13 protein-coding genes are annotated in these 12,641 nt (G+C 69.7%); 3 read left to right on the top strand and 10 right to left on the bottom strand.

The features are described from left to right. Positions 1 to 71: 71 nt before the first annotated feature. Positions 72 to 458: a metalloregulator ArsR/SmtB family transcription factor gene (locus ABD120_RS17365; RefSeq protein ID WP_343950941.1), complete on the bottom strand. Its 387-nt coding sequence runs from the start codon at positions 456 to 458 to the stop codon at positions 72 to 74. Continuing rightward, on the bottom strand, positions 368 to 1,621 hold the full coding sequence (locus ABD120_RS17360) for an MFS transporter (protein ID WP_425563990.1): 1,254 nt from the start codon (positions 1,619 to 1,621) through the stop codon (positions 368 to 370). Before ABD120_RS17360 ends, ABD120_RS17365 begins: the two co-directional genes overlap by 91 nt. Positions 1,622 to 1,719: 98 nt before the next feature. Between ABD120_RS17360 and ABD120_RS17355 the strand changes: the two genes are divergently transcribed. Beyond that, on the top strand, positions 1,720 to 2,367 hold the full coding sequence (locus ABD120_RS17355) for a hypothetical protein (protein WP_343950939.1): 648 nt from the start codon (positions 1,720 to 1,722) through the stop codon (positions 2,365 to 2,367). 77 nt (positions 2,368 to 2,444) lie between these two features. Here the strand turns inward: ABD120_RS17355 and ABD120_RS17350 are convergent, their stop codons facing one another. After that, the gene (locus tag ABD120_RS17350; RefSeq protein WP_343950938.1) at positions 2,445 to 3,410 is read right to left on the bottom strand and encodes a site-specific integrase; all 966 of its coding nucleotides are present in this window, start codon (positions 3,408 to 3,410) and stop codon (positions 2,445 to 2,447) included. 156 nt (positions 3,411 to 3,566) lie between these two features. Here ABD120_RS17350 and ABD120_RS17345 point away from each other — a divergent pair, with 156 nt between their 5' ends. Next, positions 3,567 to 3,950 (top strand): hypothetical protein, encoded by a 384-nt coding sequence (locus tag ABD120_RS17345; RefSeq protein WP_343950937.1) that lies wholly within the window; start codon positions 3,567 to 3,569, stop codon positions 3,948 to 3,950. Here ABD120_RS17345 and ABD120_RS17340 read toward each other — a convergent pair. Next, positions 3,947 to 5,101: an MFS transporter gene (locus ABD120_RS17340; RefSeq protein WP_343950936.1), complete on the bottom strand. Its 1,155-nt coding sequence runs from the start codon at positions 5,099 to 5,101 to the stop codon at positions 3,947 to 3,949. The genes ABD120_RS17345 and ABD120_RS17340 overlap by 4 nt on opposite strands. Positions 5,102 to 5,160: 59 nt before the next feature. Here ABD120_RS17340 and ABD120_RS17335 point away from each other — a divergent pair, with 59 nt between their 5' ends. Beyond that, a complete protein-coding gene (locus tag ABD120_RS17335) occupies positions 5,161 to 6,117 on the top strand; it encodes an ArsR/SmtB family transcription factor (protein ID WP_343950935.1) in 957 nt (318 codons plus the stop codon). Positions 6,118 to 6,410: 293 nt separating this feature from the next. Here the strand turns inward: ABD120_RS17335 and ABD120_RS17330 are convergent, their stop codons facing one another. The 6 genes from ABD120_RS17330 to ABD120_RS17305 form a co-directional block, all read right to left on the bottom strand. Further along, the gene (locus ABD120_RS17330) at positions 6,411 to 6,980 is read right to left on the bottom strand and encodes a Tn3 family transposase (protein WP_343951019.1); all 570 of its coding nucleotides are present in this window, start codon (positions 6,978 to 6,980) and stop codon (positions 6,411 to 6,413) included. Further along, positions 6,935 to 9,448, bottom strand: a complete 2,514-nt coding sequence (locus ABD120_RS17325; RefSeq protein ID WP_343950934.1) for a Tn3 family transposase — start codon at positions 9,446 to 9,448, stop codon at positions 6,935 to 6,937. The genes ABD120_RS17330 and ABD120_RS17325 overlap by 46 nt, the downstream gene beginning before the upstream one ends. Before the next feature lie 123 nt (positions 9,449 to 9,571). Next, positions 9,572 to 9,742 carry a hypothetical protein gene (locus tag ABD120_RS17320; protein WP_343950933.1) on the bottom strand — a complete coding sequence of 57 codons (171 nt, stop codon included), beginning with the start codon at positions 9,740 to 9,742 and terminating at the stop codon, positions 9,572 to 9,574. Then, entirely contained in the window at positions 9,739 to 9,984 is a 246-nt protein-coding gene (locus ABD120_RS17315; protein WP_343950932.1) for a hypothetical protein, read from the bottom strand. Before ABD120_RS17315 ends, ABD120_RS17320 begins: the two co-directional genes overlap by 4 nt. A 51-nt stretch (positions 9,985 to 10,035) precedes the next feature. After that, a complete protein-coding gene (locus ABD120_RS17310) occupies positions 10,036 to 11,442 on the bottom strand; it encodes an FAD-dependent oxidoreductase (RefSeq protein WP_343950931.1) in 1,407 nt (468 codons plus the stop codon). Positions 11,443 to 11,625: 183 nt separating this feature from the next. Next, positions 11,626 to 12,641: flavin-containing monooxygenase (locus ABD120_RS17305; protein WP_343950930.1), on the bottom strand; the 1,016-nt coding region annotated here is incomplete at its 5' end.

The following is a 12,641-nucleotide window of genomic DNA, read 5'->3' as shown; positions in this document are numbered from 1 at the left end:
GATGACCGTGCTGCTGTACGCCGTCGACATCAAGACGCAGCGCCCGCCGAGCCCGTTGTGCGCGGCTGTGCTCAAGCCGGTGTCAGCGTCAGCTCCGGCCGGCCGGCCGTGATCGGCGCCGTATCACTCAGCGGCGTGAAAAGGGCGCCGAGCTTGTTCACGGTCTCGGGCACAATGCGGTAGTAGACCCAGGTGCCGCGGCGTTCTCCGTCGATCAGGCCAGCAGTACGAAGGATCTTCAGGTGGTGGGAGATCGTGGGGGCGGTGAGGTCGAAGGCGCCGGTCAGGTCGCAGACGCACGCTTCGCCGCCAGCGTGGGAGCCGATCATCGATAGCAGGCGCAGCCGTACCGGATCGGCGACCGCCTTCAGCAACACCGCTGCCTCCGCCGCGTCGGCCTCGGAGATCGGCTCGCGGGCGATCGGCGCGCAGCAGACAGTGCTTGCGGGAGCGGCCATGACACGACTCCTTGGTTCGACGTGAATCTAATTATATGCGGGTGATAGGTGACCAGCGCTCCAGCGGCAATCGCACAGACGGCGGCGACAGCGGCCATGACCGGCGGGTATCCGACGACTTGGGCCAGTGCGACGGCGCCGAGCGGGGCCAGGGCCTTGTCGGCGACGGAGAAGACGGCGATACGGCCGGACAAGGTGGCGTAGGCGGCGGTTCCGTACCGGGCCACGAGCAGGTGGGGCAGGGTGATGGAGGCGATGCCGAAGCCGAGGCCGAAGGCCAGCACGCAGCCGATCGCCCCGGCCGCGCTGCGCCCGACCACCGGAAGCAGCAGGGCGGCGACACCCTGCAAGGAGAAAATGGCGGCGGCGATGAGGGCGGCGGGCAGCCGGGTCTGCAGGCCGGTGGTGATCAGGCGGCCGGTGACCGACAGCACACCGAGCAGACCGGCCAAGGTGGCGGCCAGAACTGGGCTGTGGCCGAGGTGGATGAGGTAGGTGACGAGGACGACGGCAATGGTGGCGACGGCGCCACCATTGGCGGTGAAGGCGATCACCAGTAACCAGAACGGGCGTCGGCGCACGGCGGCCTGGAAGATCTCGGCCCGGTTCTCGGCCGCAGCGGGTGTGTGCGCGACGGCGGGGCGGCGTAGGACGAACAAATGCAGGGGGATCGCGGACAGGCCGTAGAGCAGGGCCAGGGCGATGAGGGCCTGCCGCCAGCCATAGGCGTCGACGAGCAGGCCGGTGAGCGGGATGAAGATGGCCGAGGCGAACCCGGCCACGATGGTCAGGGCCAGCAGGGCGCCCGCGCGGCTTTTCTGGTCGCTGCCGTACCAGGCGACGATGACGGCGAAGGCCGCCTCGTACAACACCATCGCGCAGGAGACGCCGATGGCGGCGAAGGTCGCGTACAACTGCCACACGCTCTCCACCCGCGACCACGCCAGCACCGCCACCACAGCGAGGATCGAACCGGCCGTCATGAGGCCGCGCCCGCCACGGGCGTCCAGCCAGCGGCCAGCCGCCGGGGCGAGCGCGGCGGCGATGAGGATCGCCGTGGTGAGGGCGGCGGCGATCTGGGTGGGAGAGGCGTCCAGGTCGCGCGCCATCGGGGTGAGGAAGGGGTCCCGGTAGCAATGAAGAAATTTCCAACGAAGTAGCACCTGACCTGCGGTTACGGAGCATTGTCCGGCTGAGGTCTCAGTTCGATCACGGAAGAGGGGGCCACGAGTTCGGCGCTCGGAACGGCAAGGCAGCGCCAGTGCAAGGCACAGCATCGGTCGAGCGGCGCGAAACTGTCGGTAACTCGTGGAACGCTGCTGTGATGTCGGGATTTACGCGCGACACCAAGCGCTACGGCGACAAACTCGTGTACGAGGCGCTCGGCTCGAAGTGGCGCCGCTACCACGACACCCACTGCAGGTGCGGCCTGAACTGGGTCACTGAGCATGCCGAGCCAGCTGGCTTCACGGTGGTGCGCTCCGGTACTGGCTGGGTTGCCCTGACCGGCCCGGGCCTGACCGATGGCGTCGACGAGTCCGCGCTGACCGCTGATGTCCTCTGGGAGGCTGTCACCGGTAAACCCAGCGCGGGCTGGGTGGAGGCGGTGAGGGTCGTCGACCGGGGCGAGGCAATCGCCGGCGATCGCGCGGCGACCGGTGTTGCCGGTGTCCAACGACGTGCACGTCGCCCCGAAGCTGAACCGGGGCCGGTCACCGACAAGCAGCTGAAGTACCTCACCACGTTGGTGGGCAAGGTCGGGCGCGAGCGGTTCAACACCGCCTTCGACGCCGTGGTCCAGGGTACGGAGATCGCGCCGCGCGGGGATGGCGAAAGGACCGGTCAGGCGCTGCGGCGCCTGACGAGAGCCGCTGCCCGCAAGCTGATCACGGTTTTGGCCGGTCCCTGACCCGGAGACTGGCCAGGCGGTGGGCGACACCAGCCCCCAGTTGTGGCGGAGGGCGGCGCGGTCACCAGGGCGCTGGGTCAGCGGGGGCGGCGGCGCTGGGCGGGGTCGGCTTCGGCGGTGATGCGCGCGGAGGTCTCCTCGCCGAGGCGGACGTAGCGGCCGAGGCTGGCCAGGCGCTGGTGGCGGCTCTTGGCCTGCAACTCCGGGGCGGTCCGTCCGGCCTGCGCGAGATGCTGCAGGGCACTGTGCCGGAGCTGGTGCAACGTCCATCCCTGGCGATGTGGGTCCAATTCGGCGGAGGCGGTCTTGAACAGGTACTCGGCGCGCGGGTAGGACAGCCGCCCCCGCCCGGTGGCCGGGCAGATGTCACCGCGCGCGGGCGCGCGAGATCCGGAGGCGGGAGCGCGCCGGTCGGCCAGGAACACCGGCCCGGCGGTGCGGCCGGTCAGCAGGCGGGGCAGCAGCCGGGCCGTCGGGGTGGCCCAGTGCACATACTCGATGGCGCCGCCCTTGGAGACGACCCGGGCGCGGCGGAACTCCAGGTCGAGGTCCTCGACGTCGAGGCTGAGAATTTCCTCGGCGCGGGCGGCCGTGTCGTACAGGAGCCGCCACAGCAGCCGTTCGCGCAGGGCGTGTTTGGAGTCGCTGAACAGCTTGTCGAGCCGGGCGGCCGGGATGGCGCGGTCGCCGCGGCGGGCGGGTTTGCGCCGCTCCAGCCGCCGGGCGGGGTTGGTGGCCAGCAGGTCCTGGCGCTGGGCCCAGGTGGTGAAGGAGACCAGCGCGGACAGGTGCCGGTTCCAGGTGGCGGCGGCCGCGGCCGTCCAGCGGTTCATCACCGTGGCGTACTGCTCGGGCGTCAGCGCGGCGACCGGATGGTCCGGCCCGGCCACGGCGGTCAGGCGGGTGAGGGTCTCGGCGTAGCCGGTGCGGGTGGTGGCCGCCTGCACCGACTCCAGGAAGAGCTCGACCGCGGCCGTCGTCGACGTACCGGGCGAGGGGTCGGCGGCCGGGGCAGGCGGGCCGGGGAAGGACACGACGGACACGGACGTCCTCCGGGCAGGCGATGTGACACATAATGTAGCCGAGTCGCCGTCGCGTCGGGAAACGCCGAGCTGGGCGGACACAGCCCGGCAGCAGCCTATGTGACAGATAATGCAAGTTCTGTGTCACAGCCCGCCGGGACGGCTACCGTGGCCGGCATGGGATTCTTGTCCGGTCTCATCCGACCCGAGGCATGTCTCGTCAATCATGAGGCATTCGGTCGATTGCCTCATATGCGTGAGACGGCATGCCCCTGGCCGGGTTCGACCGGCAGGAGCCGGAGGCGAAACGAGGATCCGTCTCATGATCGACGAGACGGCAGCGGTTCGGCGCGTCTCATCCAATCTGAGGCACCGCAGGTCAGCGTCACCCCGTGCCTCAAGTTCAACGAGACAGGACAATTCTCCACTCCGGCGGGCAAGGACCTCGCCACCAGCGTGTGGTGCGTGTTGCACACGGCCGGTCTGGACGGCCTGTTCGGCGAACAGCTCGTTGTCGGCAGCGGTCTGGGTGAACACCATCTTCACCCGCGCCGCTGCTAAGATCGCAGCCCCTTCGCCAGGGCCAGCGTGACCGCCACGGACAGCGCGGCCATCACCGCCATAGCTGTTGTCGTCGACGTGAGCTGCGCGATTGCCCCCGCGAGCGCGGCGCCCACGCCCTGCATGGTGAGCATGCCGGAGGAGTGCAGCCCCAGCGCGTGACCGCTCATCTCCTGCGGTGTCAGCGCCATCAGCCGCTCCTGCAGCAGCAGGCTCGCCGCGTACCCGACCGACGCCAGCGCCACGGCCGCCGCCGCCACGGGCATCCTGGGCTCCAGCGCGAACACCAGGTACGGTGCCGCCAGTAGCAGGCGCAACGGTGCGCCGAGCCGTGCCCGCCACCCGGCCGGCACGAAGCGCCCCACCAGCACGTCCCCCGCCAGCATTCCCGCCGCCGCCACGGCGAACAGCACGCCCGCTTGCTGCGGAGCGAACGGGACGAACAGCGACTCGCAGCCGACGATCAGCCCGTTGGGCACCCACAGCGCCAGGTACACGTACCGGCGAGGGATCGACGACCACAACCGCACGTTCACGCGCCAGGTCGCCGCTACCGACGGCCGCCCCTCGGTTCGCGGCGGCCGATCGCTCAGCCCGTACCGGGTGACGGCCGCCTCAGCGAGGTAGAGCGCGGCGCTGACGAGCAGGGTGCCGCGCGGGGATAGCGCGGCCACCAGCAGACCGCCGGCCGCGAATCCGCAGATCTGCAGCAAGCTCATCGTCATGTTCACTACCGAGCGACCCAGCAGGTAGCCGCTTTGCGGCAGGATCTCGTTCAGCAGCCCCCACCGCACCCCGCCGCTCAGCGAGCCCACCAGTCCGAGCCCCATCACGACCGCGAAGACTGCCCACACCGGCAGCCCCGGCACGGCCAGCACCGCGGTGCCCAAGCCGAAGACCAGGGCGATGCCCGTCAGTGCGCTTCGGGGCCGCAGCCGGTCGGCGGCCGACAGCAACGCCGTGGCGCCGGCCACCTGCGCCAGCGAGGGGCCGAACATGCTCAGCGCGGCCAGCAGCGGCGACCGCGTCGCGCCGTAGACGAGCACACCCAGCGCCAGACCGCTCACCGTCGAGGCCGCCACCTGCGTGGAGGTCGCCAGAAAGAGCGGCGTGTACTCGGGCGCGCGCAACAACTGTCCATAGGTTCGCATGCCGAGATCTTCACGCCGCCGTCCTGCCGGGCGTTACAGTTTCGCAGGGAGGCGAAACAATGGGATTGTGGCAACTCAACGCCGACACGCTGGCGAGCAGCAGGTTCGGCGTGTCACCGTTGGCCGAGGCGACCGCGAGCCTGTTCGCGCTGGCGTCAAGGACGGCCGCGCATCCGGCTGAGGATTCCTGGCTCACCGCCTACCTGCCCGCATACCGAAAGCGGCTCGACCCCGTCACCGCCCTACTCGTACGAGCCGCGCTGGGGCACACGTGGATCGCCGACTTCTGCGTGCCCGCACCCACGCAGGAGGAGCGCACATTCGCCGAGGAGCTGGACGGCATTCGCCGCACACCACCGGAAACCGCCCGCGAGGACCTGGCGGTGTCCCTGCGCGGCCGGCTTCCCGCCGAGCTCAACCGCGACGATCTCCCCGAACGCATCGCCGACCTGCTGGAATGGGTGTGGACCCACACCGTGCTGCCCGACTGGCCGCGCCGCCGCCGCGTCATCGAGGCCGACATCGTCTCCCGCACGACCCAGCTCAGCCAGGGCGGCTGGGCGGCGGCGCTGCGGGGCCTGCGCCCCGAGATGCGCTGGCTGGGTGACGGCCGCCTGCAGATCAACGCCAACGACTACCCGCCGCGGGAGATCTCCAGCGCCCAATTGCTGTTCGTCCCGGTCACGCCCGGTCATGCCTGGGTCGCCTGGGACGAACCCCATCGGTATGCCGTGATCTACCCGTGCTCAGGCGTGCTGGCCGAACCGGATCGCGCGCCAGTGCCCGAGTCGCTGGGTAAGCTGCTCGGCACCGCACGCGCCGGAGTCCTCGTCCTCCTCAGCACGCCGAAGAGCACCACCCAGCTCGTGGCGCTGACCGGGCAGGGCCTGGGGTCGGTTGGCCGCCACCTGCACGTGCTCCTCGGAGCCCACTTGATACAGCGGCGCCGGGCCGGGCGATCCGTGCTGTATTACCTAACAGAAGCCGGCGAGGTTTTGGTGCGGGCTCAAGGCTAATGGCCCGCTTCTCGTCTAAACGTCATGGCCAACCTCCGCAGCGCAGCCCGGCCAGGTCGGCGAAGACACCTCGCCCGCGACACGTTCAGGCCGCGCTCATGCCCGGCGTCACCCGGAGCGGGCGCACCGTCGCCTTCGACGCCGAGACCATGGCGGCCGCCTACGGCATGCTCCAAGTCATCGTCGCGCTCACCAAGAACAGGCCGTGAACACCAAGAGGGGTGGTCCGCGCCCGGCACCGACCACCCCCAGGTCAACCATTCACGGCAGCTTCCTGACGGGCACAACGCCGGTCAGGGCGTCAGCCCCAGCTCACGCAGTTGCGCGGGCCGCAGCGGCCGCCAGCCGCTGGTGTCGAGCTTGGCCAGTTCCGCCTCGACGTCGACGTTGATGACGCCGAAGAAGTTGATGTTGTCGCTGTGGCCGGGCGAGATGTGCGACAAGATCTCGTCCGGCACGTCCCGGCCCTGGGAGCGCAGCTCCAGCACCGCTCTAGAATAATATTCTGTCGTCCAGGCGACCACCGCGTTGGTCAGCAGGGTCAGGCACCACGCCTGCTCAGTCTGCTGCTCCAGATGCGGGCGGGTGATGGTGCCCTGCTGGGCGTAGTGCAGGTCACGGCGCAGCGCGTGCAGGCTCTCTCCCTTGTTCAACTGCCGGGAGATCTTCCGCCTGAAGGCCGGGTCCGACAGGTATTTGGCCAGGTGGACGGTCCTGCGCAGCATGCCCCACTCCTTCAGCGCGGCGGCCAGGGTGTTCTGCCGGGAGGCGGCCGACCACTTGCCGACGATCAGCGAGGCGGTGGCCTGGCCGTACTTCAGCGACCCGGCCATCCGCAGCAGGTCCGGCCAGCAGCCGGCGATGAGGTCCTCATTCCAGCGGGCGCCCAGCAGCGGCCCGGCGTGCGGGTAGCGCTTGGCGATCTCGGTCGGGTGTCGTCGCGTACCAGGGTGACCCGGCTCAGGTCCCGCATCCTCGGGGTCAGGGCCTTACCGACCAGGTCGAACAGCGCAAAGTTGATCAGCGTGGCGCCGTGCGTATCCGTTGCGTGCTCGGTGATCGGAAGGTCGGTGGCGTTGCCGAGGAAGTCGTCCAGGACGTAGTGCGCCTCCCGCGCGGTCGGAACGATGATCTTTGTGCCGTAGGTCGACCACTGGTCGGAGACGTGGGTGTAGGTGGACAGCACCTGGCCGCCATGGATGACCATGTTCCGGCCGGTCAGGGTCTTGCCGCGGACGGGGAAGCGCTGCCCGTCGGAGGAGCTCATGGTGCCGCCGCCGAACACCTTGGCCAGCTCCAGGCCGTAGTGGTGGTCGACGATGACCGTGTTGGCCTCGCGCAGCGTCTCCTCCCGTACGTACCACTCCATCGTCCAGGCCAGCACGTCGTAGGACACCCCGCACGCCTCCGACATCCGGGCCAGGCCCAGGTTCGTGGACATCGCGATGAGCACGGCCAAGATGTTGCGCTTGGTCTCCACGGACGTGGACAGCTTGCGCCCGCCGGCGTGGGTGAAGCAGTCCAGGAAATGCGTGCGCGCGTCCAGCTCGATCAGCAGCGAGGCGATCGGCGCGAACGGCAGCATCCCGGCCAGCTCGTCCTTCAGCGCTTTGGCCTCGGCCGGTACATCCTCGGCCGACAGCGGCGGCACCACCAGATGCTCGTCCTCATCCAGCCGGACCATGCCGGTGTCGTCGGGAGCGGCGGCGGCCAAAGTCGTCTCCAACTCCTGCAGGGCCGCGTGCAGTTCCTCCTTGCCCTGCTCCAGCGCCTGGGCCGCGTGCGGCGGCTTGCCCACCAGGCGGCAGTACTCGCCGCGCCGGGGCGCCCACTGCTCGGGGGTGTACAGGTAGGTGGCCGGATCGGCATAGCGACGCGAGCCCGGCACGAAGACATCCCCGCTGCGCAGTCCATCCCGCAGGCACAAGATCACGCACAGTTCCCAGAAATGGCGGTAGGCGGTGTCCTCCCCAGACTTGCGGGCCTTGGTCAGATAGTCGGCGTACTTCGCGGGCACGAACGACGTCGGCGCCCCGGTCGGGACCTTCCGGCCGCCGAGCCGGTTCATCTCCTTCAACACCGCCACCGCATCCATCAGCTCGGCCGTGCCCGGCCCGCCCTGGAAGTCGATCGCGGCCAGCACGTTCGGGGTGAACTGGCGCAGGTAGGTGTAGGAGGACTCCAGCTCTGACAGCCGACCATGGTCCCGGGGCAGCGGATTCCACGCATCTGAGGTGATCTCCCGCAGCCGCTGCATGCCGATCCGCTCGCGCAGCATCCCGCCCACCTCATCGTCCGGGATTGCCGGGTCGGCCAGCACCGGCAGGATCACGTCCATCACCAGTTGCCGGGCCTCGCCCTTCTTGGCTCGCTCGACCAGCGCCTCGTCGGTCTTGGACTTGGCGCGCGACTCCCGCGCGCTCACAGCCTGGTCGAACAGGGCCACCACCTCATCGAGCTGGTCGACCGCGGCTTGGGCGACGAACGCCAGCAAGATCGGGAACTTGCGCTCCTTGCGCCGCTCCAGCCCCTGATTGGTCGAGCGACGTGCGACCTGGGCCAGGAACCGGCGCCGCTCGTTCGGCAGCACCGACACATCCATCTGGTGGGCGTCGATCGCGCGCAGCCAGGTCAGCTTGTCGATCGCGGTCTTCACCGAGGTCGCCGACGCGTCCCGGGCCGGGCTGACCAGCCACTCCAGCCGGGTCATCCCCAGCCCCGCATCCACGGCCAGCATCCGCTCCAGATCGGCGCGGAGTTCCTTCGTCAGCAGGTGCCCGACCAACTGCGAGGTCAGATCGGAGGCGCCCTTTCGGGCCGTGCCGACCATCTTGGCCAAGACGAGCACGCCGGGCCGGATCACCTTGGCCGCCACCAGATACTCGCGCGCCAGGTTGAACAGCAGCGTCGGCGAGTCGTGCTCCATCGCCCGGTCCAGCAGGAACTGCTCCAGCTCCTTCATCGCCTGGCTGCCCGCTGGAGCGGTCTGCCACTCCAGGTACTTGGCGACCAGGCCCAGATGATCCGAACGGGTCTGATCGCGCTTGCCGTACAACCGCAGCGCCGTCGGCGTCACTCCGAGCCGCTCGGCCACCCGCGCCACTGCCGCCGGCGGCGCCGCGCTCACATCATCAGGCACGAACCCCAACCAGGGCAGACTGCACAGCTGGACCAGCATGCCCAGCCGATCAACAGGCCCCCGCCCCCCAGGGCTCACGAACGCCAGATCAGCTGCCGTCGGTGTGAAATACCGGATCAGCTCATCGCCGGTGATCTCCGGGTACGAGCGCAGCTGCTCCAGCTGCTCCTCGGAGAACATCTTCTCGGACAACGCACCACCTCTACCTGCCGTACCGGACAAAACCGGAACGAACGTAGCGGCAGTGATCACCAGCCCGTCAAATGCGGTCGTTAGTGCAGGTCAGGTGCTACTTCGTTGGAAATTTCTTCATTGCTACCGGGACCCCAGGAAGACGGAGAAGGCGTAGTAGAGCACGCCGTAGCCGATGGTCTGGGTGATGGCCAGCGCTGCGACGATCCACCGCCCGCGCCCCGATCGCGGTCGGCCGCCGCCCGCGCTGTCGAGGGCGGCGGCCTCGGCTTGCGGCTCGGCGGCCGAGCTCACGCGGGCCCGCCGCTACAGCCGATCAGGTCTCGGCCCGAACCTGTGGTCGTCCAGCCCCCGCCGGTGTCGGTGATGTGTCGCTGGGTCTTCACTGCCTGGCGGGCAATCGCCAGGCCGTAGCGGGGGCTGGCCGGGCGGGCGGGCACCAGGTGTCTGGCGAGCTCGGAGGCGGTGAGCCGGTCGTGATCGCAGATGAGCCACAAGGGCTCGCGCTGGGCTGCGGTGGGGTGCCCGTCCGACATGAACGCTCCTTTTCCTCTTTCCGGCGGTGCGTCCTGCTTCGGTGGTGGTGGTCAGCCGCAGCAGCCGCCGCCCTCGGCCAGCACGGTGGCGAGCGGGAGCGGGGCGGCGAGCAACCCACCGCTGATGCCGGTGGTCAGGCCGACCCGCTGTTCCTGGGCCTCGGCCAGATTGGAGGAGCACACTCCGGTCTCGGGCAGGTCCAGCCGCAGGTCACGGGCTGCTTCCCAGTCGCCCGCGAGCGCGGCGACCACCGAGCGGACCTGCTCGTACCCGGTGGCCATGAGGAAGGTCGGGGCGCGGCCGTAGGACTTGACGCCGACGGCGTAGAAGCCGGGCTCGGGGTGGGCGAGTTCATCGACGCCGTGGGCGGGAACGGTGCCACACGAGTGGGCGTTGGGGTCGATGAGCGGCGCCAGGGCGCGGGTGGAGCCGAGGATCGGGTCGAGGTCGAGTCTGAGTTCGCCGGCGATAGTGTGGTCGGGGCGGTAGCCGGTCGCCGCGACGACCCGATCGGCGGTGACGGCCTGCTCGTGTCCGGAGGCGTCGCGGCTGACCACCTTCACCTGCTCGCCGTCACACTGGAGGGTGTGGGCGAAGAAGGCGGTGACGAGGTGGATGCGGCCGGAGTCGACGTGCGCGCGTAGCCGCGTGCCGAGCGCGCCTCGGGCCGGGAGGGCATCGGCGTCGCCACCTCCATAGGTACGGCTCGCGCCACCGGCGCGGATGGCCCAGGTGATGCGGGTGGCCGCCGAGAGCTGAGCGAGGGCGAGCAGGGTGGTGGCGGCCGAGTGGCCGGCGCCCACGACCAGAACGTGCTTGCCCTCGTAGCGGGCACGGTCGGTGCCGAGCACGTCGGGCAGGGCGTGGTCGACCAGCCCGGCCGCGACCGCCTCGGCTTCGCCGTGGGCGGGCAGGCCACTGGCGCCGAGCACGTTCGGTGTCTCATAGGTGCCAGAGGCGTCGATGATCGCGCGGGCCTGGAGTTCCTCGCCGTTCTCCAGGCGGATGAGGAACGGCACGTCCTGGCGGCCGTTGGTGCGAACCCGATCGTAGGTGAGGCGGCTGATCGCGGTCACCTTCGCGCCGAGCCGTACCCGCTCGCCGAACAGCTTGGCCAGCGGGGCGAGGTAGTCGTCGATGAGTTCGGCACCCGTGGGCAGCCATTCGCCGTCGGGTGCGGTCCAGCCATCGGCTGTCAGGAGACGGCGGGCGGCGGCGTCGATGTTGTACTTCCACGGGCTGAACACCCGCACGTGCCCCCACCGGGCGACGGATGCGGCCACCCGCTCGCCCGCCTCCAGCACCACGAAGGGCTGGCCACGCTCGGCCAGGTGGGCGGCGGCTGCCAGACCGGCCGGGCCCGCACCGATCACGACGACCGGCGGCGCGGTGGCTTCGGGGCCGTGCACGATCTGCTCAAGTTCCAACGCGGTGGTGCCGCAGCAACTACTGCTCATGACAGGGCTCTCCCCAAGATCCGAACGGTGTGAAGGCGGGCGAATAGCGTGACATACCGGGCGCTGGGAGTCCCGGCACACATTAATTAGAAGCTCATCTAAGTAGTACTTATGATGCATCTCTGCTTAGAGGGATGTCAAATTAGCTGGATGTCGAATCAGCAGCCACGCCGAATCCCGACATCAGAGACCGACCCGGGTCGGGGCCCGACGGGCGTGCGCGGCCAGCGGGCCCATGATGTGCGCCGCATCGGCCGCGATCCCACGCAGGGTGTTGGAGGCGAACGAGCGCTGGAACTCCAGCCCCAGATATGCCAGACCCGGCCGGACCAGGGACAGTCCCGCCTGATGCAGGGGCAAACCGTGTTCGTCCAGGACGCCGAGCGGCTCCAGATAGCCCAGATCGGGCAGGTAGCCGGTGGCCAGCAGCACCACGTCGACCTTCTCCCGGGCCCCGTCGTCCCATACGACGTGCTCGCCTTCCAGAGCGGCGAACATCGGCCGACGCTCCAGGCGGCCCGTCTCCACTGCGGTGGCGTACTCGCCGACGTCCATGACCAGCCGGGCTCGCACGTGGTGGATCAGCCAGGCGGGCGGCAGGTCGTCGAAGCCGCTGGAGACCAGCCAGTGGTGCACGTCCCGGCCGTCCCGTCGCTGCGGCAGGAAGGCCAGCGGGGCGCGCGAGGCGATACTCACCCGCGTCCCCGCCTCGGCGAGTTCGTAGGCGATCTGCACGGCGGAGTTGCCGCCGCCGACCACGACCACACGCTGCCCGGCCAGATCCTTCGGGTTGCGGTAGTCGGCCGCGTGCAGCACCTGTCCGGTGAAGGTGTCGGCGCCAGGCAGGTCCAGGCGGATTGGGCGGGCGAAGGAACCGGACGCTGCCACCACCGCCGCAGCGGTGAACACCTCGCCCCCATCGGTGCGCACCAAGAAGTCGCCTCCATCGGCCACCTCGACGCTCTGGACCCGGGTGCCGGTGCGGATCTCGGCGTCCAGCGTCGCTGCATAGCGGCGCAGATAGTCGGCCACCTCGTCGCGATGCGGATAGCGGTCGGGATCTCCGTCGAAGTCCAGGCCGGGCATGGCGCTGAAGCGGGCGGGCGAGAACGCGGTGAGGCTGTCGTAGTAGCGCGGCCACGAACCGGCCGCCTCGCCGGAGGCTTCCAGGATCAGCGGGTTCAGGCCCGCTTGCAGGG

Origin of the sequence: Nonomuraea longicatena, from assembly GCF_039525605.1 — a bacterium.
GTDB lineage: Bacteria > Actinomycetota > Actinomycetes > Streptosporangiales > Streptosporangiaceae > Nonomuraea > Nonomuraea longicatena.
The sequence above is the reverse complement of the archived record's forward strand: the minus strand, read 5'-3'. Positions and strand labels throughout refer to the sequence as shown.